Here is a 24685-nt window from a genome sequence, read left to right as displayed (position 1 = left end):
GATGAGCACGGAAATCAAGACCGGTGCGATCGCGGACGAACTCCACGCGATCGCCGACGCGGAGCCCTTCGTCACCCGCTTCCTCGTGCGCAATCTCCAGACCGGTGAAACCATCGGCCGTGGCGAGGGTGAGGAAACACCATCTGCCAGCACCCGCAAGACCTCGATCATGATGGCGGCGCTGAAGGCGGTGGCAGAAGGCCGGCTTCATCTTGACGAGCGCATCACCTACGAAGCACGGCTCGCCCAGGAAGTGGCGAGCGGGATGTTCCGCTACTTGACGCCTGGAATCGTCATTTCGCTGCGCGACGCGATCGTCGGCATGATGGTTCTGAGCGACAATGTCTGCACCAAGATGGTGTTCGAGCGGCTGACGCTTGAAGAGGTCGACGGCTATTGCAAGGCGCTCGGCATGGTGGGCACGCACCATCGCTTCCTCATTCCGCCGCTGGCGCTCAAACCCGATCATTCGCTGGCCGACGTCACGACGACGACGGCTGCCGACCAGGTGATGCTGCTGGAACTGATCCTCGCCGCCGAGCACGATGCCGCTGCTGCCGCCAGACTTGGCATCACGGTCGAGCTCGCCGCCTTCGCTGTGCAGACGCTGAAGAACCAGGTTTTGCGCTATGGCATCCGCTCGCGGCTGCCCTTCGATACGGTCGCCGCCTGCAAGGGGGGTCGCGGCAAACGCGGCCGCATGGATGCCGGCGTCGTCTATCGCGACGGCAAGCCGCTCTATGCGATCGCCGCCTTCACCGACGGCGTACCCGCGCTGATGCCCGACGGCACGCCCGGCTACACCATCGCGCTCGAAACCATCGGCAAGCTGTCACAGGCCTGCTGGCGCGCCTTTTGAACCGACAACACCAACAATCAGAAAAGAGAGAGGAACCATGAAAACCATACTTCTTGCCGGAACCATGCTGATGAGCGCGATCGCGCTCGGCCATGCGCGTGACCTGACGGTCGCCCAGAGCTCGGACATCCGCAGCAACGAGCCCGGCGTCAACCGCGACGGCAACACCGACTCGGTGATCTTCCACATCGTCGAAGGTCTGGTCGGCTACGCCGAGAACGGCGAAGTGAAGCCGCTGCTCGCGAAAAGCTTCGAGGTTTCGCCCGATGGCCTGACCTATACGTTCAAGCTGCGAGACGACGTGAAGTTCCACAACGGTAAGGCGCTGACCGCGGAAGACGTGGTCTGGAACTGGAACCGCTACATGAAGCCGGAGACCAAGTGGACCTGCGCCGGCGACTTCGACGGCAGCAAGTCGATCAAGGTGACGAGCGTCGCCGCAGCCGACGCCTCCACCGTCACCATGAGTATCGAGAAGCCTTCGGCCGTGTTTCTCGGCCTGATGGCCCGGCCCGAATGCGGCTACACCGGCATCGTCTCCCAAGATTCCGTCGGCGCCGACGGCGCTTACACTGCGCCCATCGGCACCGGCCCGTTCAAGTGGGCGGAATGGAAGAAGGGCGAATATGTCCGGCTCGAAAAGAACGCCGACTACGTCTCACCCGCCAATGACGGCAAGCCCGATGGCATGGTCGGCTCGAAGCGGCCGCTCGTCGACGGCATCAAGTTCATGGTGATCCCGGACGCCTCGACCGTGAAGACCGGCCTGCTTTCGGGCGCGCTCGACACCGCAGAAGTCTCGGCCGATCTCATTGCCGAGTTCAAGGACAGCGACACGATGCAACTCATCGTCAAGCGCAACAACGGCAAGAACCTGCTTTACTTCCAGACCCGCGACAAGATCCTGAGCAACGTTGCGGTTCGCCGCGCCATGGCCGAAGCGCTCGACCTCGACCAGCTCGTCGCCGCTGTTTCCAACGGCACCGGCGAAGCCAACGCATCGATGGTCTCGGCCGACTCGATCTTCTACTCCGACGTCCAGAAGAAGAAGATCCCGATGGATCTCGAAAAAGCGAAGAAGAACCTGGCTGATGCCGGCTACAACGGCGAGCCGATCACCATCATCGCCAACAAGCGCGGCAACGTGCCGAGCTTCCCCGCTGCCGTCGTCGCCCAGGCGATGATGCAGCAGGTGGGCCTCAACGTGCAGATCGAAGTGCTCGATTATGCGACCCAGGTCGATCGCCGCCGCTCCGGCAACTATCAGGTGATCTCGCAGTCGGTGTCGCCGCGTCTCGATCCGGCGCTGATGTACAGCTTCTATGTCGGCAACAAGGACAAGAACGCCTCGCTGATGTGGGACAACCCGAAGGCGGTTGAACTGATGAAGGCAGCCTATGTCGAGGCCGACCAGGCCAAGCGCCAGGCGATCTTCGACGAGTTCCACCAGCTGATGCTCGACGAGGTCCCCGGCATCTTCATGTACGACATGGTCGACATCTGGGGCGCCACCAAGAAGCTGCACGGCCAGCCGGTCTGGCAGTCCAACACCCGCCTCTGGGAAGTGACGCTCGACGACTGATGCGGGCGTAGTCCTTTCTCTCCAGCGGATGGCGACCGTTTGCCGCCCTCCGCACCTCCTTAGACAAAACTGCTGATGCGACCGCGCCCCGCGCCGTCGCAAAAGGATGATTGATGCCAAATCCAGCCGCCCGGACCGCCCTTGTCGACACGATCGAAGCGCTGAAGCCCGAATTCGCCGCAATGAGCGACGCGATCTGGGACCATGCGGAACTGAGTTTTCATGAGGAAAAGTCGGTAGCGACGCAGATCGCCATGCTGGAGAAGCACGGGTTTCGCTTGTCGCGCGGACTGGCGGACATCGATACCGCCTTCGTCGGCGAGAGCGGGCAGGGCCTGCCGGTGATCGCCTTTCTTGGTGAGTTCGACGCGCTTGCGGGTCTGAGCCAGGTGGCCGGCGTCGCCGAGGCGAAAGTGCTCACTGAGGGCGGAACGGGCCATGGTTGCGGTCACAATCTGCTCGGCACGGGTTCGCTGCTCGCTGCCGTCGCGCTTGCCCGCTACCTCAAGGAAAACGACTTGCCGGGTACGGTGCGCTATTACGGCTGCCCCGGCGAGGAGGGCGGTTCCGGCAAGACCTTCATGGCACGCGCCGGCATCTTCGCTGATGTCGATACGGCGCTGACCTGGCACCCGGCACCCTTCAACGGCGTACGCTCGACCAACAATCTCGCCGTTCTTGAAATCTATTACCGCTTCAAGGGCGTCGCCGCGCACGCATCGAACGGTGCCCATCTCGGCCGCAGCGCGCTCGACGCGCTGGAACTGATGAATGTCGGCGTCAACTTCCTGAGGGAGCATATGCCGCAGGATTGCCGCGTGCACTATGCGATCACCGATGCCGGCGGCAAGGCGGCAAACGTCGTCCAGGCCCGCGCCGAGGCGCTCTATCTCGTGCGGGCGCCGCAGATGCCGGAGGCCTTGGCGCTCGCTGCCCGCATCGACAAGATCGCCAAGGGGGCGGCGATGATGACGGAGACCGAGGTCGAGATCGTCTTTGACCGGGCGGCGACCAATCTGCTGCCCAACATCGCGCTGGAAACGGCGATCCACGACAACATGGTGGCGCTCGGGCCGGTTCCCTTCGACGAGGCCGATATCGCCTTTGCCAAGGACATCCAGAAGACGCTGACGCAGGAAGCAATCTCGAGCAGCATCCGGCTTTACCAGATCAAGGGCGATGTTTTTGCGAACAGCCGCATGGACGGTTCGACCGGTCTGCATCTCGGCCTTCGCGATTTCGAGGGCCAGTCGCATTTCCGCGCCGGCTCGACCGATGTCGGCGACGTCAGCTGGATCACGCCGACCGCGCAATGTTGGGCGCCTGCCTGGGCGATCGGCACGGCGCCACACACCTGGCAGGTGGTGGCGCAGGGCAAGAGCCCGGCCGCCCACAAGGCTTTCGCCCACGCGGCAAAATCACTGGCCACGACCGGCCTCGACCTGATCCTCGATGCCGATCTTTTGGCACGGGCAAAGGCCGAGTGGCGTGAAAAGACCGAGGGCAAGCCCTACCAATGCCCGATCCCGGATCATATCGGTCCGAAACTCTGAATCATTTTTTCGATGCCTGCAAACGCCCGCGCCACCCCGCGGGCGTTTCGTTTTGTCGGCGTCCGGAACGTCTGCCCGGCGAGTGCACGCGCCTTTGAATGGCGCCAGACTCTTGACGCGAATCGCAGGCTCCGGCATCTCTGTTACGGAGTTCTCCGAATAAGTGCCGATTGGCCGTATTTGAATTGAATCTCTGTTAGCGTGATGTGGCGCCGTTGGGCCGCTGACGCGCGCAAGGAGTATGGCAGAATGAATATGACCGCAACCCAGGCAAGAGAGGACGCGGGTCACTCCCAGGCACGCCGTCCGGCCGACGAAGCGATCGCGGCCGATGCCCGCGCGCTTTCCGAACAGTTGAAGGCGATGCGCGAGCGCCTGTTCGCGCCGACAGCGATGAAGACGTTGCGCAGCTTCACCTCGGGCGAGGCGGCCAAGCTGATCGGCGTTTCTGACGGCTATCTGCGCCAGCTCTCGCTTGCCGGTGAAGGTCCGCAGCCCGATACCGGGCTTGGCGGCCGCCGCTCCTACTCACTCTCCGACATCAATGCGCTTCGCCGGCACTTGGCCGAACAGGCGCTTGCCAAGGGCAATGCCGCCAAGGCGCGCAGCTATCTCAAGTGGCGCGATGCGGAAGCGGGCGAACACCTGCAGGTGATCTCGGTCACCAACTTCAAGGGCGGCTCCGGCAAGACCACATCGTCGGTGCATATCGCGCAATATCTGGCGTTGACCGGCCACCGCGTGCTCGCCGTCGACCTCGACCCGCAGGCCTCGCTTTCGGCGCTTTTCGGTTACCAGCCGGAACTCGACCTTACCGGCAATGACACGCTCTATGGCGCGATCCGCTACGACGCCGAGGCGCGGCCGTTGAAGGACATCATCCGCAAGACCTATTTCGACGGCCTCGATCTCGTGCCCGGAAATCTCGAGCTGCAGGAGTTCGAGCACACGACGCCGCAGGCACTGAGCGCCCGTCACAATGGCACGGACGCTGGCCCGCTGTTCTTCGCCCGCGTGCAGGCCGCCCTTGCGAGCGTTGCCGACGACTATGACGTCGTCATCATCGACTGCCCGCCGCAGCTCGGCTATCTGACGCTGTCGGCGCTTTGCGCCTCGACGTCCGTCGTCGTCACTGTGCATCCGCAGATGCTCGACGTCGCCTCGATGAACCAGTTTCTCTACATGACGTCGGACCTCCTGAGCGTCGTGCGCGAGGCCGGTGGCGAACTCAACTTCGACTTCCTGCGCTACCTCGTCACCCGCTTCGAGCCGAACGACGGGCCGCAGGCCCAGATTGTCGGCTTCATGCGTTCGCTCTTCGGCGACCGGGTGTTGACCTCGGCCATGGTTAAGTCCACCGCGGTTTCCGATGCCGGCCTGACGAAGCAGACGCTCTACGAGGTCGGACGCGAGAATTTTACCCGCGCCACCTATGACCGCGCGATCGAATCGCTGAACGCCGTCAACGGCGAGATCGAAACGCTCATTCACGCGGCTTGGGGGCGCTGACCGACATGGCTGGCAACCGCAAGAACGAACTGCGCGCACTCTTTTCCGGCAATGTCGCCCCGGCGGCGCCAGCCGCGGAAGCGGATGACAAGGCGCCCGCCGCACCAAGCGTGCAGTCGGCAAAGCCAGTCGTGGTCCCCGCCGCCCAGGCCGACGTGCCGCGGGCGGCCTCCGGCGCGATCAAGGCCATGGGGCTTTCGCTTGGGAGTATCACCCGCGAGGCGGAAGAGGCCCGCGCGCTGCGCGAGGCCCTGCATCAGGGCGAGCGCGTCGTCGAGCTCGATCCGGAGCTGATCGATGCGTCTTTCGTCGGCGACCGCCTGACCGACGGCGAGACCGACGATCCGGAATTCCTGGCGCTCGCCGACAGTATCCGCGACAGCGGCCAGCAGTCGCCGATCCTCGTGCGCCCGCACCCGCAGAAGCAAGGCCGCTACCAGACCGCCTACGGCCATCGTCGTCTCAATGCCGTGCGCAGCCTCGGCATCAAGGTCAAGGCCATCGTCCGGCCGCTGACTGACGACGAGCTGGTGCTGGCGCAGGGCAAGGAAAACGCCGAGCGGCGCAACCTGTCCTTCATCGAGCGTGCCATGTTTGCGTCGGCGCTCGCCGACCGCGGCTTCGACCGCAAGGTGATCGGCGAGGCGCTCGCCGTGCAGAAGAGCGAGCTGTCGCGCCTCCTGCAGGTGGCCGAAGGCGTGCCGCCGGCGATTGCCCGCGCGATCGGCCCGGCACCGAAGGTCGGCCGCGAACGCTGGATGGCCTTTGGAGCGCTGCTTGAGGACATGGTGACCGTCGAACTGGCGCAGGAGGAGTGCCGCTCGCGCCGCTTCCTCGAAGCCGAAAGCGACCAGCGGTTCCAGATCGTCTTCGCTCGCCTGTCGCGCAAACCGAAGCCGGACGCAGCGGCCAAGCCGGAGACGCTGGTCGACGCCGGCGGGCGCGCGTTTGCCAAGCTCAAGCGCGACGGCAAGAATGCCCGCATCGAGTTCTCAGCCGAGGTCGATCCAGCCTTCATCGACGCGGTCGTCGAACTGCTTGCCAAGCAGCATGCGGTGTTCGCGGCGGGCCGCGAAGGCTGAACGAAGTCTGCCCTTCTGAAAGTTCCAACCGGGCCTGCGTGACGCTCTCACGCAGGCCCGATTCGTTTTCCCGGCGGAGCCGATGCTAGGCCGCCGCGAGCATCCCCGTGCGATCGCCGCTGTCGCCTCCATCCAAGAAATATTTTCGGCCGTGTGAGGCCGGCGACGGGATGTCGCGGCGGCCTTGGGGCGTCGGGCATTGCCGTTGCATGGAGCCCACAGAAAGGCAGCAATCGACCACGGACCCCGGTTCGAAACGGGGCGTTGGAAGGGACTTGTTAACCTTCATTTCCTATCGCTTAGAAGGCCCCGCGGCGATGTCTCTAGCTCTTCCAGGACCCATGCGTATTCCCAGGACAAACTTCTCACAGGCTGCTTTGCATGATGCAAACCAGGCGGATTATTTCGATGGTCCGCAGGATGATGCGTTGAGCGGTATGCCCACCCATGAGGCGCAACCCGCCGATCCCTATCAGTTGTACGAGGCGCCAGCGGCGCCCCGCCGGCCGGCAAACCAGCAGGCCGAAACCATGAGCCGTGCGACCCGCCTCTATGGGCAGGGTTCCGCCTACGCTCCTGCACAGGTGACGTCGACGATGAGCGAACCCTTGCCGACCCTTTCGGAGATTGCCGGCCACTACGGCGATTCCACCTGGGAGAGCCATTTCTTCCTGGCGCCGAACGTGCGCTTCACCCGCACGCCCGAGCGCGAATTCATGAAGCGACGCGCGCCGCAGGTCGAAGAAGGCGAAACGGCAACCGAAGTCGAAGAGGCGATCGTCGCGGTGGCGGCGGAGCCTGCTCCGGTCTTGGTGGAAACCGTTGAGCCCGTCGCGACGGCCACGGTCGAGCCGGTACAGACGGAAGCTTCGGCCGTTGCTGCTGACGAGGCGCCGCTGGCCGAGGTCGCGCTGCCGTCCTACAGCCCGTCCGAACTGTTGCGCATGCTGACCAACCAGTTGCCCACTTGGACCGCCGCGCAAAACACGATCGAGCCGGCCATGCTCGCGCGTGTCGAAGCTCCGGCCGACGAGGGCGTAGCCCTTGCGCCCGTTCTGACGACGCCGATCGCCGTTTCTGCACCGGTCGCCGAAGTCCAACCCGCGCCCGCTCAGGCAGGCGACGCTTCCGTCGATCAGGGCGCTGCGCATTCTGTCTTCCTGTCGGATTTCGCCTTCTTCGAATTCGGCCCGGCCGACGATGCTGAGGTTGCCGGTACGGAAGCCACCCATCCGAAGCCCTTTGTCGAGACGCCCGCCCCGACACCGATGACGCCTGTCGTCACTCCCGCTGCCTTTGCTGCCGTTGCGGTGACACCGCCAGCGCCCGTGCGTCCGGTTGAAATCCGCCGTATGCCGCCGACGGCGATCACCTCGCTGTTCCGCGTTGTCGATGTCCGCGGCGCAAAGCCGGAGGATGTGCCAGCGCAGCAACCGCCCACCGCCGCCGCTGAGGCCGTTGCCGACGCTGCGCCGGCACCCGTTGCCGTGGCTGAAGAACCGGTGACTGTAGCCGCCGCTGAAATCATTGAAGCCGAACCGGTCGAAATCGAACAGCCGGCGCCGGTTGCCACGAAGGCGGCCATCACCATGCCGGCGCAGGTCACCCGCGCGCCCAGCAACATGCCGGCGATCGGCTCGACCGACCGCGCGCCGAGCGCCGACGGCTACGAGTTCCCATCCGAGGAACTGCTGCAGGAAGCGCCCGTCGGTCAGGGCTTCTTCATGACGCAGGAGCAGCTGGAACAGAATGCCGGCCTGCTTGAAAGCGTGCTCGAAGATTTCGGCGTCAAGGGTGAAATCATCCATGTTCGCCCCGGCCCGGTCGTCACGCTCTACGAATTCGAGCCGGCGCCCGGTGTGAAATCGTCGCGCGTCATCAACCTTGCCGACGATATCGCCCGCTCCATGTCGGCGCTTTCGGCCCGCGTCGCGGTCGTGCCCGGCCGCAACGTCATCGGTATCGAACTGCCGAATGCCACCCGCGAGACCGTCTATTTCCGCGAGCTGATCGAATCTGTCGATTTCCGCAAGACCGGCTACAAGCTGGCGCTTTGCCTGGGCAAGACAATCGGCGGCGAGCCTGTCATTGCAGAGCTTGCGAAGATGCCGCATCTGCTCGTCGCCGGCACCACCGGCTCGGGCAAGTCGGTCGCGATCAACACCATGATCCTGTCGCTGCTCTATCGGTTGAGCCCGGATCAGTGCCGCCTGATCATGGTCGATCCGAAGATGCTCGAACTCTCCGTCTATGACGGCATCCCGCATCTGCTCACCCCCGTCGTTACCGACCCCAAGAAGGCGGTCATGGCGCTGAAGTGGGCCGTTCGCGAGATGGAAGACCGCTACCGCAAGATGTCGCGGCTCGGTGTGCGCAATATCGACGGCTACAACCAGCGCGCCGCCGCCGCCCGTGAAAAGGGCGAACCGGTGATGTGCACGGTGCAGACCGGCTTCGAAAAGGGCACCGGCGAGCCGCTGTTCGAACAGCAGGAAATGGACCTGGCGCCGATGCCTTACATCGTCGTCATCGTCGACGAGATGGCCGACCTGATGATGGTCGCCGGCAAGGAAATCGAAGGCGCGATCCAGCGGCTGGCGCAGATGGCGCGTGCTGCCGGTATCCACCTGATCATGGCGACGCAGCGTCCTTCGGTCGATGTCATCACCGGCACGATCAAGGCGAACTTCCCGACCCGCATCTCGTTCCAGGTGACGTCGAAGATCGACAGCCGCACGATCCTTGGCGAGCAGGGGGCCGAGCAGCTGCTCGGCCAGGGCGACATGCTGCACATGCAGGGCGGCGGACGTATCGCCCGTGTCCATGGCCCGTTCGTTTCGGATCTTGAGGTTGAACACGTCGTCGCACATCTGAAGACGCAGGGACGCCCGGAATATCTCGACACCGTCACGGCGGAAGAAGAGGAAGAAGAGCCGCAGGAAGAGACCCCGGTCTTCGACAAGAGCGCGCTTGCGTCGGAAGACGGCAACGAACTCTACGACCAGGCCGTCAAGGTGGTCCTGCGCGACAAGAAGTGCTCGACCTCCTACATCCAGCGCCGCCTTGGCGTCGGCTACAACCGTGCGGCCTCGCTGGTCGAGCGCATGGAAAAGGAAGGCCTCGTCGGGTCGGCGAACCACGTCGGCAAGCGCGAGATCATCTACGGCAACCGCGACCATATGAGCTCGCCCGACAACGACGACATGGATTGATACCGGGCGTAGCCCCAGGCCAGGATTTCGAGCCGTCGCTGACAGGTTGTTGGCGGCGGCTTTTCTATCTTCAAGTTGCTGGTAGTGTCGCCTGCACCAGGAGCGGTCGTGACCCTTCCGGCCCTAATGTCGCGCATGGGATGATCTGATCGGTGCAAGCAGTAAAGCATCGTCGCAATGAGACACCGATCTGGCCAAGCCTGACGCTTGCTCTCATCCTTCATGCGCTCGTCGTGTTGGCGCTTTTCCTCCTCCCGTCACCGCGGCCACCTGTTCCGAGCCCGGACGAGGGGATCGCCGTTCAGATACTGGAATTGCCGCTCCCACGCCCTGAGGTGGTGCAGCCCGTGCTCGGACCGCAAGATGCGCCGCCCGTCGCGCATTCCGTCCCGGAGACGGCGCCTGCCGCGGAAACAGCCACGCTGCCGCCAGCTGCCCAGCCGATGGTGCAAGCGAAGCGGTTCTTCTCGGCGGCGATACTGGCTGATCCACGCAGCAGACAGGCGCTGGAAGGGCTGTCACAGCTCGCCGCCGATGAACAGATTGTCCAGCTCTGCAATCTCGAGGCGATGGAGCAGGTTCATCGCTGGCGCGTTGACTTTGCCCCCGACCTGCTCGTCGCCTACGCCACGTCGGATATCGTTTTGGCTGGGCGGAACCTCCGTGCGGATGGCGCCGCCTTTCGCAGCAAGGGTCGCTGGTTCAATATCAAGTTTGGCTGCGCCGTGGCGCCGGATATCAAAAGCGTCGCCGCATTTGAGTTTCAGGTTGGTGACGAAATTCCGGAAAGTGAGTGGGAGGCAAATTTCCTCTCCGCTGGCGCCGCAGCCCACTGATCGTGGCCATCGATCGAAGTCCGTTCCCTGCGCCCTTTGGCGAAGGACGTGACGAGAAGCAGGCTGCGGAGCCGGATCACGCCGGGGCCGTTCCGCCTTTGGCGTGGCCTGCGCGGCAGCAGTGCTTCAGTTGCTTGCCAGATCCGCAGGGGCAGGGGTCGTTGCCGCGTAGTTGCAGGCGACCAACAAGCGGCAAGAGCGCCGCGGAGGGAAGGAGGCCCGCCATCAGGATTGCCAGCCTGGCGGAAATGCCGGGAATGACCAGCCGCCGCCGGGCCTTGAAGCCGTGCCAGGCACTTCTTGCCACGTATTCCGGAGTGGCTTTCGGGAGCGCTTTGAACAAGGCAGCCCTGTTGGCGCCGGATTTTTCGAGGAACTCGGTCGATACCGGTCCCGGCGCAACGCAGGTCACGGTTACGCCCGTCCTTCGCGTCTCCTGGTATAGCGCCTCGGAGAACGAACGAACGAAGGCTTTGCTCGCATAATACATTGCCATGTACGGGCCGGGCGTAAAACTCGCGACCGAGGCTAGATTGATGATGCCGCCGCGGCCGCGCGCGACCATGCCCGGCAACAGGTGCAAAGTCAGAGCCGCAAGCGCGCGCACATTGACATCGATCATGCCAATCTGGTCGGCAATCGGCAAGGCGGTCGCCGCGCCGCGCAGGCCATAGCCGGCACTGTTGACAAGAACGTCGCAGACGAGGCCTTCGCGCGAAAGAAATTCGTCGAGAATGCGCGTGGCATCGGGCGCGGCAAGATCGACCGGCAGGGAGAATGCCTCGCCGCCCGCCTGTTCGATCGCGGCTTGCACGACGTGCAAGCTTTCGATGGATCGCGCGACCAGAACGACCGGCGCGCCGTCTCGTGCGGCAAGCTCTGCAATTGCCCTGCCTATGCCCCGGGACGCTCCGACAACGACAATGGCGGGTCGTGGTGACTGCTGCGATGTCATGCCGATGGCTCCGGCGTAGCGATTGGCGGCTTGTCGACTTCGGAAAGGATCGCCACCTCGTCGGCGATCTCGCCGTTCAATATTTCCTCGAAACGAGCCAGGGCTCGCGCGACATTGGCGCCGTCCATGACACGGTGGTCATAGTGGATCCTGACCGTGACCGAGCCGTCGTCACCGATTGGCCCATAGTTGAAGATGGTCGTCAAAGGCGTTAGCGGATTGAGCGACTCCGCACCCAGGCCGGAATAGACCGACAATTGGAAGGTGCCGAAGCGGTGGCCCCGCTGGCGCCCCATGTTCAGGCTGAGCCACATCAGCAGCCGCCGCAACGGCGCAGGCAGGCGTGCAATCTTCAACGCCCGCCGGAATTCCCTGATCTCGAGCACGGGGCGGGACCGGGCCTCCTGGAGCAGGGCGCTCAATTCGGCAAGGGACCGCCTCTCGGGTTGCTTGATCGTGCTGAGAAGGACCACCCGTTCACCTTCGTGCTCGCGCTCGTGCGCCACGGACGCGATGCTTCCGGGATACTCATAGAGTTGCGGTCTCGGAAGCTTGACATAAGCCCGGCGAAACTCGGGTGTCTCCATCGAGAGTAACCCGTAACCCTTGAGAAACAACACCATCCACGATGGCCGGTCCGATCGGCTTGCACGGGCTTTGTGCAACGCGCTGATATCCATCTGCCGCTGCACCGTGACCCGCGGCACGCCGATGGAAAATCGCATCAGATCGCCGACGAGGCGTCGTGCGGCGGAAAGCTTGATCGGTTGGCCCCGCATAGTGCCACCTCTAATAGATATAGGGGATAATTCGCTTCGTCCTGTCCATATAAGCGCGATATTCGGGTCCGAAGAATTCCAACATCAGGCGCTCCTCCTTGCCCACACGCAGGAAGAAAAGAACAGCGAATCCAAGAAGCCCTGCAAGTCCAACCACCCAGTTCGACAGCAACAGCATCTGGCCGATTCCCATAAGCAGGAAGCTCGTATACATCGGGTGCCGGACGGCGGCGTAAGGGCCTGTGCTGATCAGCTTGTGTTTTTCGCGGATTTCCAGCGAGATGGACCAGTTGCGGCCGAGTTCCTTGTGCGTTCGACGGAAGGTCCAGAGCGCTGCGGCGAAGACAAGCGCCCCGAGACCGACCAGCCAGAGATGGGCCCCATAGTCGGCAAATCGCGGGATTCCTGTCGCAACATAGAGCGCGGGCACAATGGCAAGGCCCAGCGAAGCAGCAGCAAGGCCAATCGTATCGGTCGTCGATCGTCGGTTGCTCATCACCCGCACACGCTTTGCACGGCGTTCGAACGGGTAACGCACCACATACCAGGCAATTATACCCACGACCCAGACGATTTCGCCGATGGAAGCGGCAGACATGTTCACGTTGGCTCACCCAAGCTTTTCTGTGCGGCTGCTGGTCCGCAAAACGGCAATCACGCACGAGACTGCCATGCGTCGCTCGGACCTGACAAGGCAATAAAACTGCAGCGGTCGAGAAGGCGGCTGCCGGCCGGAAGCGTTTCTTTGGCGCCTGATCAGGTGTGGCGTGGTGCGCTCGTCCGCCTAGCCGCCGTTCATCTCACGTAGCCTCGTGATGAACTGCTGCGGCCTCAGCCAGATGCCAGGTGTCTTGTAACCCATGGAACGCGCGATGTCGGCGACGAAAGCGTTGCAGTTGTAGATTGACGCCTGCCAGAAGCGGGCTTCGGACTTGAGCTTTCGGATCTTGGCAACGACGTCGCGATATTGCGCCTCCGTCAACATGACGCGCCAGCTCGCGGACCTGTATTGTTCCTCCAGATCACCGTCGCTGGCGCCAGTTTCGGCCGGAACCGGCAAAAGGTGGCCAATAACATAGGGAGCAGTGTCGCTTGTCGCGGGTGCAAGCCCCGCAACTTCTGGACTGATCATCGCTCCAGACTTGCTGAGCCGGCCAAAAATTACGTAGGAGTGACCGTAACTGAGCGCATAACGAGAGCGGAATTCAATGAAATAGCCCTGATCGCGCTGTTGTGACGTGGTGCCCGCATAGCTTGAGACGAATCGCGGCTGAGGGCCCTTGTCCTGCGATTGACACGCCGTAACCGCGATTGCGGCTAGGACGGCGAACGAAATACGACCTCGTGAACGAGTCATTTCTGCGCCATCTCTCCCAAATTCTGATCAGGCTGCGAATGCGCCACTGGTGGCTTTCGATCCGCGTCGCGAAATGTGGCCAAGCCGGCCACGGTCAGACAGGGCGGGAAGGACCGTGAGGTCCTCCCCGAACTAAGGTCGGTAGTTATTTGTAAACGGGCGCTGGCTCTTCAGCCACCGGTGGTGGCGCCTTGCCTTTGCCTTTACCGATTGTTCCACAAGCGGCGAGGCTGGCAACGGAAAGCAACGCAACTGTCACGATTAGAATTCTGCTCATCAATATTTCCTTTCCTCTGTTGTCGGAATGGTTATTCGAAGGCAACATTCACAGTATTACCGGCAATTCGAGATTCGTCCTAGTGCAGAAATAACACGCTCGTCGGTCGGTTTATCGTTACCGAAGGTTAAATAATCCATCAAAGCGTGCTGACCCTACTCCAATGTGAAACTCAGATAGAGTAGGGCTTCAAATGATCAATACCGGAGTTCCAATTGGCGTGCGGGCGTAAAGATCGACGACGTCATCGTTGGTGAGTCGGATGCAGCCGTTTGAAACTGCCTGGCCTATAGTCCAGGGTGCATTTGTGCCGTGGAGCCGGAACTTGGTGTCCTGTCCATTGCGATAAAGGTATAGAGCCGACGCCCCTAGCGGGTTGTGAGGGCCGCCTGTAACGCCACCGGCGTATTGCGCCAATTCCGGTTTGCGCCGGATCATGCTTGCGGTCGGCGTCCATGACGGCCACTCGGCCTTTCTGCCGACGACGGCTCGCCCTTTGAGTGTAAGCCCTTCCTCTCCGACGCCGATCCCATAACGCATCGCCCACCCGCCATTTTCGATCGAATAGAGATAGCGTTGCGATGTATCGACGAGAATCGTTCCGGCCGGTTCCTTGCCGTCATACCGGACGTGCCGCTTTCGGTAGCGTGGATCCACGCCCGGTGTACCACCGTACAGCGATGGGAATGAAATGCCCTGCCAGCTTGAACTGCACCCGGCCAGCAAGCCAAGGCTGCTGATAACCAGGGCCCTCCGAGTAATGCGCTGATTGTCCATCTTTACCTGCTGAGAAAAATGGTACACCCCGACTCGCTTTTAGCATTACAATATTTGCCGACAAAGTTCCGATCAGTCAAACTAAACCATGCGTCATCGTACGCGACCGGAACAGGAGATATTTATGCACGCTCCGCGGGAAAGTCCGCGGAAGAATTATGTATTTGTGAGGACGAATCTGAATGGTGCATCGGAACTTCGTTAAAATTGCTGGCGATTTTCGCGACTTTCTGTGGACGGTCGATCGATAAATCTGTGCCGCGCGTCAAATGCATGAAATGATTTGCGATGTCGTGCACGCTCGATTGGTCGAGCGTGACAATTGGAAATGACGGTATGAATTTAGGCTTCACTGGCAAAGTCGCTCTGGTGACAGGCGCCGGTTCAGGAATCGGCGCGGCCGTATGTCGACAACTCGCAGCCGAGGGCGCGGAAGTCATTGCTACCGATGTTGATGCTGACGCAGTGCGTCTTGTCGTCGAAGACATTTGCGCGAATGGAGGCAAGGCTCATCACGTCGCGTTGGACGTCGCGGATTCAGGCGCCGTTGAAAAGCTGGTGGCGTTCGCCGTTCAGACTTGTGGCGGCCTCCATCTCGCAGTCAACAATGCCGGGATCGACGGCGTGCGCAAGGCGACTGCCGACTATCCAATCGACAACTGGCACGCGCTGATGGACGTCAACCTTCACGGCGTTTTCTATTGTATGAAGTATGAGATCGCGGCCATGGCGGCGCAGGGTGGAGGGGCGATCGTAAACACGACGTCCATTCTCGGTTCCGTCGCTCTGCCGACAGCCGCCGCTTACACGGCGGCCAAGCACGCAGTGGTCGGGCTGACGAAGGCCGCTGCGATCGAGTACGCCCGCACCGGTATTCGCATCAATGCCGTTGCGCCCGGCTGGATCGACACGCCGCTATCGACCGAAAATGCCGACGTGGCGAGCAGCAGGCGCATGATGTCGCTGCAGCCGATGGGACGCCGCGGCACCCCGCAGGAAGTCGCGGCCCTGATCTGTTTCCTATTGTCGGAACAGGCAAGCTTCATCACGGGAAGCGTTCACCTCGTCGATGGCGCCTACACCGCTCACTAGCGGGCGGCGATCCACTCTTTCAATCACCTCCCTATGGTTCAGAGCGTGTCGATGCGCGCTTCCGTCCTCGCGCAGCGCTTGCTGTGAATCGAAATAAAAACGTTTTTATTTTTCTTGAAAACGTTTTTATTGGCTGCTACCTCTATGCTCAGGAGAGATCGACGCCTGGGAGGGTGCATGGCGACTGAGATGCACAGGGCGCGGCGCACACCGACGCCGACGATCAAGACCCTGGCCGAGATGACGGGCTATTCCATCGCAACGATCTCGAAGGCCTTGCGCGAATCTCCCGTGGTCGCGCCGGCGACCAGAGACATCATCTACAAGGCAGCCCGTGAGGTCGGCTATCAGGCCAACGCCCGCGGCATGGCGCTTCGCACCGGCAAGAGTTTTCAGGCCGCCGTACTGATGCCGGTGACTGCGGCACGCGACTATGAATGGGACGGCGTCGAATACACCCAGACCCTGAGTGGCATCAGCCAGGCACTCGATGGCACCGACTACCGCATGTCGGTGCACGTGATCCGCGACGCGGCCGATGGCGCGGACGCGGCGCGCCGCATCGTCGATCAGGGGCTAGCCGATGGCCTGATCTTCTCCGGTATTCTCGCCGATGACCCGCGCATCGATCTGCTCGTCGCTGAGGATTTCCCGTTCGTCTCGATGGGGCGCTGCCGCGGGGATCTCAACTATGCCCATGTCGACATCGACAACGAATGGGCAGCGCATGCGGCGACCGCGCGGCTGATCGCCGGCGGCCACCGGCGGATCGCGCTCGTCAATCCGGAGCGGCGGCTTTCCTACGCGCTCGACAGGATCGACGGTTTCGTCCGGGCGTTTCGCGAGGCCGGCCTGGAAGCCCCGGCGGATCTGATTGCCGAAGGCGACCTCTCGACCCATTTCGGCCGGCAGACGGTGATCGATTTCCTGCAGCTCGACGACGCTCCGACCGCCTTCGTCTGCATCAACGAATCCACCACGCTCGGCGTGCTCTCGGGGCTCGGCAGCCTCGGACGCCAGGTCGGCGTCGATGTTGACGTCATCGCCTATGACGACATCAACGTCAGCGCCTACTTCACGCCGCCGATCACGACTTTCTATCAGCCGATCGAGGTGCTCGGTCGCACGCTCGGGCAATTCCTGCTGCGCCGTATGGAGGGGGAGGACCCTGGGGTGTTGCGGCAGGTCTTCAGGCCGACACTGATCGCGCGCCAGCCCGACAATCTCGGCGGCCGCCTGATCCAAAGTTAATCATCCAAGGAGGAGAACCATGAAGAAACTGATGATTGCCCTGGCTGTAGCAGCCCTTGCTTCGAGCGTGTCCCACGCCGCCGATCTCGGCGGCAAACTGCTGAAGGTCGGATCCGACACGACCTCGCCGCCGATGGAGAGCATCGATCCGGCAACCGGACAGGTGGTCGGTTTCGATGTCGACGTGGTCAATGCCGTCTGCGCCAAGATCAACTGCCAGGCCGAATTCATCACGACCGGCTGGGATGGCATCTTCGCAGCCCTCGACCAGGGCAGCTTCGACCTCGTCGCCTCCGGCGTCTCGATCACCGAGGAACGCAAGAAGGCGATGGACTTTTCCGATCCCTACATCGTCAACAGCCAGGCTGTGCTGATGCGCGCTGACGACCAGGGCATCACGCTCGACGCCTTCAAGGACGCCGGCAGAAAGCTCTCCGCCCAGGCAAACACGACGGACGCCCAGGTCGCCGAAAGCGTCGTCGGCAAGGAGAACGTCGCCGCTTACGACACGTTCAGTGCCGCCATCATCGCGTTGAAAAACAAGGATGTCGACGGCGTCGTCATCAACGGCGCCAATGCGGCTGCCTACGAGCGCGAGTTCGCCGGCGAGCTCGTCGTTGCAATCAAGGACCTCGAATCCGATCCGCTCGGCCTCGTCTTCCGCAAGGGCGACGAGAATGTTGCGGCTTTCAACGAAGGCCTGAAGATGATCAAGGACGACGGCACGCTCGACCAGCTGATCAGCAAATACTGGGGCCTTAAGTAAGCCCAGAGTGCCGATCGGGCCCGGAGCATGCTCCGGGTCCTCCGTCTGTCTAATCTATGCCCCCGGAGGAATGAATGTCGTTCCTGAGAAGCGTGCGTCCGAGCAATCTGATCATCCTGACCGCGCTGCCCTTCATCATCTATCTGTTTATTTCCTCCGGCGACTATCAGCGCTCGCTGCGGGCGATCCTCGGTGTCGAAAACGGTTCGTCGGCCTTCGTGCCTGGCTTTCTGGCGCTGGCGATCGCATTTACTTCGGGCATCGCGGTGCTCGTATTCTCGCGCGCCAAGGCGCCGCGTCCGCGCCTCGCCAATGTGGCGGCGCTGCTCAATCTCGCTGCCGCCGCCGTTCTCGTTATCGGCCACAGTATCCATCCCTTCATCGCGTCCGTCGTCGCCAATAGCGTCGATCCGTTCAAGTCGACATTGATCGCAAAGGGCGTGACGCCGCGGCAATTGACCGAGGCTGCGGATCTCATGGTGCAGGGCGTCGAGGCCTGGCTGTTTCCCGCCTATCTGGGGGTCACGCTGATTGGTCTTGGTCTTCATTTCTGGAGCAGACGTCCCGATGCTCCTCCTGACGGAAGGTCGCGCCGCATCGCGCGCTGGATCATCGGCCTCGTCAACGGTGCGGGTCTCGTCTTCATCTTCTTCTTCGCCCATATCGCCTTTGCGGCCGGTGTGGCGACCACCATCCGCGCGGCGATCGCAGCTTATATCCTGGCGGCGCTCATGGGCCTTGTCTGGGTCGGGCTGTTGCAACTGCACTCGACGGTGAGGACCAGCCTCTATTTTGCGATCGCCACCCTGGTGCTGGCGGTTGCGGCCGGCTGGTTCCTCATGCAGCCGCGCGACACCTACGTGCTCGCCGGCACGCTGGACGGCAAGGTCGGCATCATCACCAATACGCCGGCGGGGCTCATCAGCGCCGTGCGTTTCGGTCAGTATGACGGCGCGCCGCAGACGGAAACGCCGGTCCGCACCTTCGTCGGCCCGACCGAGGCGCTGGCGTCGATCGCCAAGGGCGAGGGCGTTTCCGGGGCCTTGCTGCCGGCTGCCTCCGCTCCGGCAGACATGCCGGTCCTGTGGAAGACCGAGGCGCTCAACGACCGCGACCGTGCCGCCGGTGTCACCGTCGCCGTGCTTGCGATCATCCTTGGCCTTCTCACTTTCGGCGGCTATCTGCACCAGCGCCATCCTCTGGCGATCGGCTCGGAGTTCATCGTCGATACGATCCGCGGCATTCCGATGCTGGTGATCGTGCTTTATGTCGGCCTGCCCTTGAGCGGGGCGTTGAAGGACGCGACGCAAGGGGTGCTCGACCCGCCAAACCTGATGCGCGGCATCGTCGCGATGGCACTCGCCTATTCGGCCTATCTCGCCGAAATCTTCCGCTCGGGCATCAATGCGATCCCGGTCGGCCAGGTCGAAGCGGCGCGCAGCATCGGCCTCAACCGTTGGCAGACGGCGCGTCTCGTCGTGCTGCCGCAGGCTTTCCGCATCATCATCCCGCCGCTTGGCAACGAACTGATCGCGATCCTCAAGGACACGTCGCTGCTGTCGATCCTGTCGATCCGCGACATCACCCAGCGCATGCGGGAGTTCCAGTCGGCAAGCTTCCTGCCGTTCGCGCCCTATAACTCGGCGGCGATCTTCTACATCTTCCTGACGTTGGCGGCGGCCAGCCTCGTCAACATGATCGAGCGGAAATATGACATCAAGCACCGCTAAATCTCGCACGGTGCTGATATCAGGTACCTCCCGCGGCCTCGGCTCGGAACTCGCGCGGCTTTACGCCGAAGACGGCTGGCGGGTGATCGCCTGCCAGCGGGGACCGGTCGCGAGCGAAGGTTCGGCGGATCGGTTGGTGCTGGACGTTGCCGATCCCGCATCGATCGAGGCTCTCGGTCAGTCGCTGCAAGGCGTCGCGATCGATCTGCTGATCAACAATGCGGCCGTGCGCGGCGATACCGGCGGCCTCGCGACGCTTGAACCGGGCGAGTTTCTCGATGTTATGCGCGTCAATGCGCTGGCGCCGCTGCTGGTGACGCGGGCGCTACTTGCGAACCTGCGCGCCGGCGAACATCGCGTCGTCGCCAATATCAGCAGCCGCGCCGGCTCCCTTGCCGAAGGCACGCTCGACGATGATGACGGCGACTATGCCTATCGCTGCTCCAAGGCGGCCCTGAACATGGCGACGGTCAAGCTGGCGCAGGATCTGAAGGGCGACGGGATTTCCGTCGTCTCGCTGCATCCTGGTTGGGTGCAGACGGATATGGGCGGCAGCGAAGCCGTCGTTTCGGTGGCGACAAGTGCTGCCGGGCTGAAGGCGATCATCGACGGCACAGGTTTGGCCGATAGCGGCAGTTTCCGCGCCTATGACGGGCGCCGGGTTTCGTGGTGACAGGACAGTGAAATGGCAGACAGAGATTTGAGAACCGAGCAGGAACTGGCAACGATCCGGATCTGGCTCATTGAGACCTACGGCATCGAGGCAAGCCTCTCGCCGCTGCAGGGCGAGCACGATCTCAACTATCGTGTCTCGGCTGCCGATGGCCAGGAGTATCTGTTGAAGCTGCACGCTGCCGGCGATGCGGACGAACTCGAGATGCAGATTGCGGTGCTCGAACACATCGCCGCCAAGGATTCGGGGCTGCCGATCTCACGGACGTTTCGCGATCGCTCGGGTGGCGTCACCAGCAAGATCGAACTTCGAGGCTCGCGCACCGCACGGCTGCTCGCCTGGCTGCCCGGCGATATCTGGGCGAAGGCGCCGCTTCGCCACATGGCGAGCGCCGAAAGCCTCGGGCGCCTGCTCGCCGGTCTTGACCGCGGCCTCGAAGATTTCTCCCATGCGGGCGCCAAGCGGCTCTATGCCTGGGACATCGGCCGCGCCGACATGCACGCTTGCCATGTGGAACTGATCGACGGCGCCGACAAGCGGGAAGCGGTTCAGGCGATCCTCGAGCACTTTTCTTCGACGGTCCTTCCGCGTCTTGCCTCCTGCCCGAAGCAGGTCATTCACAACGACGCCAACGACTACAACGTGCTGCTCGACAAGGATGGCGTTGTCAGCGGCTTGCTCGACTTCGGTGATATGGTCGAGACCTGGCGCGTGATCGAGATCGCCGTCGCCTCTGCCTATGCGCTGATCGGGTCTCCCAATCCGGTCGGCACGGTTGCAGCCCTTGCCGGCGCCTACCATCAGGTCAATCCGTTAAGCGAGGCGGAAGTCGACCTGGTCTTCGATCTGGTCAAGACCCGCTATGCCGTCAGCATGTGCATGGCGGCAAAGCAGATCCGGGACAATCCTGAGAATACCTATCTGCTCGTCAGCCAGGAGGATGTCTGGCGCGAGCTCAATCGTCTGCAGGGCGAAAACCGCGCAATCGCCATCGCGCGCATCCGCGATGCCTGCGGCTTTGCGCCGATCCCGCATGCCGCTGCCGTGGTTCGCTGGCTCGAAAAGAACGCGCATGACTTCGCGCCGATCGTTCGGCCCTCGGTCAAAAAACCGAAGGTGACGGTGTTCGATTTCTCCGCCGCCGGCCCGGAGGCCGCGCGATGGTCAAGCCTCGATGCGGCGGAAGCTGAAGCCCGCATCATGGCCCAGATCGGCAGCGAAGGCGCCGCCTTCGGCATCGGCCTCTACGGCGAGGATCGCGGGATCTACCAGGGCGACGCCTATGAGACCGCGATCGAAGGCGCGCGGCGCTCGGTGCATCTCGGCGTCGACATCTTCGCGCCGGCGGGCGAGCCGGTCTCGGCACCCTTCGCCGGCAAGGTCGCCTACATACACGACGACGCGGTTGCCTTTGGTTTCGGTCCGACCGTACTTCTCGAGCACGAGGTCGAAGGCGGTCTGCGCTTCTGGACGCTCTACGGTCATCTTTCGCGCAACAGCGTTGCCAAGCTCGCCAAGGGGCAGGCGATCGCCAAGGGCGAGGTTTTTGCCGCCTTCGGTTCCGCTGACGAAAACGGCAACTGGGCGCCGCATCTGCATTTCCAGATCGTCACCGATCATCTCGGTCTCGCCGGACAGATGCATGGCGTCGGCGTGCGCGATCAATGGCAGGTCTGGCGCGAAGTGAGCCCGGACCCGAGCGTCGTGCTTGGCCTTTCGGTGCCGGTCTCTGTGATCGTCCCGCGCGACAAGGCCTTTCTTGTGCGTGAACGCCATCGTCGCATTGGTCGGTCGCTGAGCATCGCCTATAGCGCGACACCCTTGAAGATCGTCGGTGGCGAAGGCGCGCATCTGATCGACGAGGACGGCACGCGCTGGCTCGACATGGTCAACAATGTCTGCCACGTCGGCCATTGCCACCCGCGCGTCGTCAAGGCCGCACAGGCGCAGATGCAGCGGCTGAACACCAATTCGCGCTACCTGCACGATTCGCTGGTCGAATATTCCCGCAGGCTCGCCGCGCAGTTTCCGGATCCGCTCAACGTCTGCTTCTTCGTCAATTCCGGCAGCGAGGCGAACGACCTCGCGATCCGGCTGGCGCGCGCCTATACCGGCAATCGCGACATCATCACCGTCGACCACGCCTATCACGGCCACCTGTCGAGCCTGATCGACGTCAGCCCCTACAAGTTCGCCGGCAAGGGCGGGGAAGGGCAGGCGTTGCATGTGAAGGTCGCCGAGATGCCGGACCTCTATCGCGGGCGCTATCGCTATGGTGACGCGGATGCGGGCCGGAAATATGCCGAGGATGTGCGCAACCAGGTTGCGGCGCTTGCTGCCGATGGTCGCCGCCCGGCGCTGTTCTTCAGCGAAGGCATTCTTGGGACCGGTGGGCAATTGTCGCTTCCGGAAGGGTATCTGCGCGAAGCCTATGCGCATGTGCGCGCCGCCGGCGGCCTCTGCCTCGCCGACGAGGTGCAGGTGGGCTTCGGCCGCGTGGGCAGCCACATGTGGGCGCATGAACTCCAGGGCGTCGTGCCTGACATCGTCACCATGGGCAAGCCGATAGGCAACGGCCACCCGATGGCGGCCGTCGTCACGACCGAAGCGATCGCGGCCTCCTTTGCCAACGGCATGGAGTATTTCAACACCTTCGGCGGCAATCCGGTCTCGGCCGAGATCGGCCTTGCCGTGCTCGATGTCATCCGCGACGAGCGGCTAATGAACCATTGCCGCGTCGTCGGTGACAGGCTGATGGACGGGGCGCGGACGCTCGCCGGCAAACACGCGATCATCGGTGATGTCAGAGGCCACGGCCTCTTCAACGGCATCGAACTGGTGCGCGACCGCGAGACGCTGGAGCCGGCAGCGCGCGAGCTTGATTTCGTCATTGCCGAGATGAAGCGCAAGCACCGCATTCTCTTGAGCAGCGAGGGACCGCACCACAACGTGCTGAAGGTGAAGCCGCCGGCGCCCTTCAGCGCCGAGGATTGCGACCGCTTCCTCGATGCGCTGGACGATACGCTTCGGCGTCTAAGCGTCTGAGACAAAAGACCAAAAACGGCCGCCTCCGGGCGGCCGTTTTGTCATTGCTCTCTGCTCTCAACAGCAAAATCGGATCGATGCGATTTTCCGCTTTACAAGAAAGTTAAACGTTTTTATCGTGCATATAAACGTTTAACTTGGTGCTGCAACTCGGCCGTTGGCCGCAGCAGTGCTCCGCCGGCAGGGAGGGCCCGTTGGCAGCGATCCGCATCGACAATTTGCGCAAAGGCTTTGGTTCGCTCGAAGTCTTGAAGGGTATCAACCTCGATATCGCCGACGGCGAGTTCGTCTGCTTCCTCGGTCCGTCCGGCTGCGGCAAGAGCACGCTGCTGCGCTCGATCGCCGGTCTCGAGGATCTCGACGGCGGCTCGATCCATCTCGGCGATCGCGATATCACCGACGTCGCTTCGGCCAAGCGCGACATCGCCATGGTCTTCCAGAACTACGCGCTTTATCCGCACATGAACGTGCGCAAGAACCTGTCCTTCGGTCTGGCGCTGAACGGCATGAAGCGTGACGAGATCGACCGCCGCGTCGAGAGCGCTGCCGACATCCTGCGCATCAAGGAACTGCTCGCCCGCAAGCCGCGCCAGCTTTCCGGCGGCCAGCGCCAGCGGGTGGCGATCGGCCGTGCGATCGTGCGCGAGCCAAAGCTCTTCCTGCTCGACGAGCCGCTGTCGAACCTCGACGCGGGCCTGCGCGTCACCATGCGCGTCGAACTTGCGGCGCTGCATGAACGTCTCGGCGTGACGATGATCTATGTGACCCACGACCAGGTGGAAGCGATGACGCTGTCCGATCGTGTCGTTGTGCTCGACAAGGGCAAGGTCAGCCAGTTCGGTACGCCGCTCGAACTCTTCTATCAGCCGGCCAACCTGTTCGTCGCCGGCTTCATCGGCTCGCCGCGCATGAACTTCGTGACCACCGAAGTGACGTCGCAGGTCGATACGGCGGTGACGCTCAACGGCGGTGGTCTCGCCCATCCGCTCACGCTCGAAATGCTCTCGGCCGCACCGGTCGCCAAGCCCAAGTCGGTGACGCTCGGCATTCGCCCGGACAAGATCGAGCTGGTTTCGGCCGAGGAGGGTCACCTCGTCGGCGACGTGCGCCTCGTCGAGCGGCTCGGCACGGAAAGCCACGTCCATATCAGCCTTCAGAATGGTGGCGACATGACCGCGGTCGTGCGCGGCACGCATCCGGTTTCCGCCCGCGAGCGCGTGCATCTGCGTCTGCCGGCCGAGCATTGCCATCTGTTCGACGGCGATGGCCAGGCGGTTGCCCGACGTCTCGATGGCGAGACGCAGGCGCTCATCAATCAGGAAAAGGCAAAGCGGGTCGCGTAACCCGAAG

Annotated in this window: 20 protein-coding genes; 14 read left to right on the top strand and 6 right to left on the bottom strand. The window is 62.8% G+C overall.

The genetic code is table 11. The features are described 5' to 3' along the window. The first annotated feature begins 1 nt into the window (after position 1). The 7 genes from ASE71_RS00260 (at position 2) to ASE71_RS36650 (ending at position 10633) form a co-directional block, all read left to right on the top strand. A complete protein-coding gene (locus tag ASE71_RS00260; protein ID WP_060522020.1) occupies positions 2–859 on the top strand; it encodes a serine hydrolase in 858 nt (285 codons plus the stop codon). 37 nt (positions 860–896) lie between these two features. Further along, positions 897–2441, top strand: a complete 1545-nt coding sequence (locus ASE71_RS00255; RefSeq protein WP_060522021.1) for an ABC transporter substrate-binding protein — start codon at positions 897–899, stop codon at positions 2439–2441. A 113-nt stretch (positions 2442–2554) separates the two neighbouring features. Continuing rightward, the gene (locus ASE71_RS00250) at positions 2555–3994 is read left to right on the top strand and encodes a M20 family metallopeptidase (protein WP_060522022.1); all 1440 of its coding nucleotides are present in this window, start codon (positions 2555–2557) and stop codon (positions 3992–3994) included. Between the two features lie 249 nt (positions 3995–4243). Continuing rightward, positions 4244–5503 carry a plasmid partitioning protein RepA gene (gene repA, locus ASE71_RS00245; RefSeq protein ID WP_060522023.1) on the top strand — a complete coding sequence of 420 codons (1260 nt, stop codon included), beginning with the start codon at positions 4244–4246 and terminating at the stop codon, positions 5501–5503. A 5-nt stretch (positions 5504–5508) separates the two neighbouring features. Beyond that, the gene (gene repB / locus ASE71_RS00240) at positions 5509–6585 is read left to right on the top strand and encodes a plasmid partitioning protein RepB (RefSeq protein WP_060522078.1); all 1077 of its coding nucleotides are present in this window, start codon (positions 5509–5511) and stop codon (positions 6583–6585) included. 341 nt (positions 6586–6926) lie between these two features. Then, positions 6927–9797, top strand: a complete 2871-nt coding sequence (locus tag ASE71_RS00235) for a DNA translocase FtsK (RefSeq protein ID WP_060522024.1) — start codon at positions 6927–6929, stop codon at positions 9795–9797. Positions 9798–9949: 152 nt separating this feature from the next. Next, positions 9950–10633, top strand: a complete 684-nt coding sequence (locus ASE71_RS36650) for a DUF930 domain-containing protein (RefSeq protein WP_244496972.1) — start codon at positions 9950–9952, stop codon at positions 10631–10633. Between the two features lie 76 nt (positions 10634–10709). Here ASE71_RS36650 and ASE71_RS00225 read toward each other — a convergent pair whose 3' ends face one another. The 6 genes from ASE71_RS00225 to ASE71_RS00205 all read right to left on the bottom strand — a co-directional run bounded on the left by ASE71_RS00225 (position 10710) and on the right by ASE71_RS00205 (position 14778). Continuing rightward, complete coding sequence (locus ASE71_RS00225; RefSeq protein WP_060522025.1) at positions 10710–11588, bottom strand: SDR family NAD(P)-dependent oxidoreductase; 879 nt, start codon at positions 11586–11588, stop codon at positions 10710–10712. After that, positions 11585–12367 (bottom strand): hypothetical protein, encoded by a 783-nt coding sequence (locus ASE71_RS00220; RefSeq protein WP_060522026.1) that lies wholly within the window; start codon positions 12365–12367, stop codon positions 11585–11587. Before ASE71_RS00220 ends, ASE71_RS00225 begins: the two co-directional genes overlap by 4 nt. A 10-nt stretch (positions 12368–12377) precedes the next feature. Continuing rightward, a complete protein-coding gene (locus ASE71_RS00215) occupies positions 12378–12965 on the bottom strand; it encodes a protein-S-isoprenylcysteine O-methyltransferase (RefSeq protein ID WP_060522027.1) in 588 nt (195 codons plus the stop codon). Between the two features lie 186 nt (positions 12966–13151). Continuing rightward, positions 13152–13724, bottom strand: coding sequence for a hypothetical protein (locus tag ASE71_RS00210; protein ID WP_060522028.1), 573 nt, complete (start codon positions 13722–13724; stop codon positions 13152–13154). A 145-nt stretch (positions 13725–13869) separates the two neighbouring features. Further along, the gene (locus ASE71_RS34750) at positions 13870–14001 is read right to left on the bottom strand and encodes an ABC transporter (RefSeq protein WP_077963089.1); all 132 of its coding nucleotides are present in this window, start codon (positions 13999–14001) and stop codon (positions 13870–13872) included. 189 nt (positions 14002–14190) lie between these two features. After that, entirely contained in the window at positions 14191–14778 is a 588-nt protein-coding gene (locus ASE71_RS00205; protein ID WP_060522029.1) for a L,D-transpeptidase, read from the bottom strand. Positions 14779–15114: 336 nt separating this feature from the next. Between ASE71_RS00205 and ASE71_RS00200 the strand changes: the two genes are divergently transcribed. From ASE71_RS00200 to ASE71_RS00170, 7 genes are all read left to right on the top strand, one after another. Next, a complete protein-coding gene (locus tag ASE71_RS00200; RefSeq protein WP_060522030.1) occupies positions 15115–15870 on the top strand; it encodes an SDR family NAD(P)-dependent oxidoreductase in 756 nt (251 codons plus the stop codon). 177 nt (positions 15871–16047) lie between these two features. After that, on the top strand, positions 16048–17121 hold the full coding sequence (locus ASE71_RS00195; RefSeq protein WP_060522031.1) for a LacI family DNA-binding transcriptional regulator: 1074 nt from the start codon (positions 16048–16050) through the stop codon (positions 17119–17121). Positions 17122–17140: 19 nt separating this feature from the next. Beyond that, on the top strand, positions 17141–17887 hold the full coding sequence (locus ASE71_RS00190; protein WP_060522032.1) for a transporter substrate-binding domain-containing protein: 747 nt from the start codon (positions 17141–17143) through the stop codon (positions 17885–17887). A 74-nt stretch (positions 17888–17961) separates the two neighbouring features. After that, a complete protein-coding gene (locus tag ASE71_RS00185; RefSeq protein WP_060522033.1) occupies positions 17962–19617 on the top strand; it encodes an amino acid ABC transporter permease in 1656 nt (551 codons plus the stop codon). 10 nt (positions 19618–19627) lie between these two features. Further along, a complete protein-coding gene (locus ASE71_RS00180) occupies positions 19628–20290 on the top strand; it encodes an SDR family oxidoreductase (RefSeq protein WP_060522034.1) in 663 nt (220 codons plus the stop codon). A 12-nt stretch (positions 20291–20302) separates the two neighbouring features. Next, the gene (locus ASE71_RS00175; RefSeq protein ID WP_060522035.1) at positions 20303–23335 is read left to right on the top strand and encodes an aminotransferase class III-fold pyridoxal phosphate-dependent enzyme; all 3033 of its coding nucleotides are present in this window, start codon (positions 20303–20305) and stop codon (positions 23333–23335) included. A 194-nt stretch (positions 23336–23529) separates the two neighbouring features. Continuing rightward, positions 23530–24678 (top strand): ABC transporter ATP-binding protein, encoded by a 1149-nt coding sequence (locus ASE71_RS00170; RefSeq protein WP_060522036.1) that lies wholly within the window; start codon positions 23530–23532, stop codon positions 24676–24678. Positions 24679–24685 lie beyond the last annotated feature (7 nt).

It is taken from the genome of Ensifer sp. Root954 (assembly GCF_001429005.1).
Lineage (GTDB): Bacteria > Pseudomonadota > Alphaproteobacteria > Rhizobiales > Rhizobiaceae > Ensifer > Ensifer adhaerens.
Note: the sequence above shows the minus strand (reverse complement) of the source record. Positions and strands in the feature narration are given on the sequence as shown.

Excerpts from the sequence above, each read along its gene's own strand:
- ASE71_RS00195 (WP_060522031.1), top strand. The coding sequence starts at position 16,048 with ATGGCGACTGAGATGCACAGGGCGCGGCGCACACCGACGCCGACGATC.
- ASE71_RS00215 (WP_060522027.1), bottom strand. The coding sequence starts at position 12,965 with ATGTCTGCCGCTTCCATCGGCGAAATCGTCTGGGTCGTGGGTATAATT.
- ASE71_RS34750 (WP_077963089.1), bottom strand. The coding sequence starts at position 14,001 with ATGAGCAGAATTCTAATCGTGACAGTTGCGTTGCTTTCCGTTGCCAGC.
- ASE71_RS00220 (WP_060522026.1), bottom strand. The coding sequence starts at position 12,367 with ATGCGGGGCCAACCGATCAAGCTTTCCGCCGCACGACGCCTCGTCGGC.
- ASE71_RS00185 (WP_060522033.1), top strand. The coding sequence starts at position 17,962 with ATGTCGTTCCTGAGAAGCGTGCGTCCGAGCAATCTGATCATCCTGACC.
- ASE71_RS00235 (WP_060522024.1), top strand. The coding sequence starts at position 6,927 with ATGCGTATTCCCAGGACAAACTTCTCACAGGCTGCTTTGCATGATGCA.
- ASE71_RS00225 (WP_060522025.1), bottom strand. The coding sequence starts at position 11,588 with ATGACATCGCAGCAGTCACCACGACCCGCCATTGTCGTTGTCGGAGCG.
- ASE71_RS00255 (WP_060522021.1), top strand. The coding sequence starts at position 897 with ATGAAAACCATACTTCTTGCCGGAACCATGCTGATGAGCGCGATCGCG.
- ASE71_RS00250 (WP_060522022.1), top strand. The coding sequence starts at position 2,555 with ATGCCAAATCCAGCCGCCCGGACCGCCCTTGTCGACACGATCGAAGCG.
- ASE71_RS00260 (WP_060522020.1), top strand. The coding sequence starts at position 2 with ATGAGCACGGAAATCAAGACCGGTGCGATCGCGGACGAACTCCACGCG.
- repB (WP_060522078.1), top strand. The coding sequence starts at position 5,509 with ATGGCTGGCAACCGCAAGAACGAACTGCGCGCACTCTTTTCCGGCAAT.
- ASE71_RS00205 (WP_060522029.1), bottom strand. The coding sequence starts at position 14,778 with ATGGACAATCAGCGCATTACTCGGAGGGCCCTGGTTATCAGCAGCCTT.
- ASE71_RS00175 (WP_060522035.1), top strand. The coding sequence starts at position 20,303 with ATGGCAGACAGAGATTTGAGAACCGAGCAGGAACTGGCAACGATCCGG.
- ASE71_RS00210 (WP_060522028.1), bottom strand. The coding sequence starts at position 13,724 with ATGACTCGTTCACGAGGTCGTATTTCGTTCGCCGTCCTAGCCGCAATC.
- ASE71_RS00200 (WP_060522030.1), top strand. The coding sequence starts at position 15,115 with ATGAATTTAGGCTTCACTGGCAAAGTCGCTCTGGTGACAGGCGCCGGT.
- ASE71_RS00190 (WP_060522032.1), top strand. The coding sequence starts at position 17,141 with ATGAAGAAACTGATGATTGCCCTGGCTGTAGCAGCCCTTGCTTCGAGC.
- repA (WP_060522023.1), top strand. The coding sequence starts at position 4,244 with ATGAATATGACCGCAACCCAGGCAAGAGAGGACGCGGGTCACTCCCAG.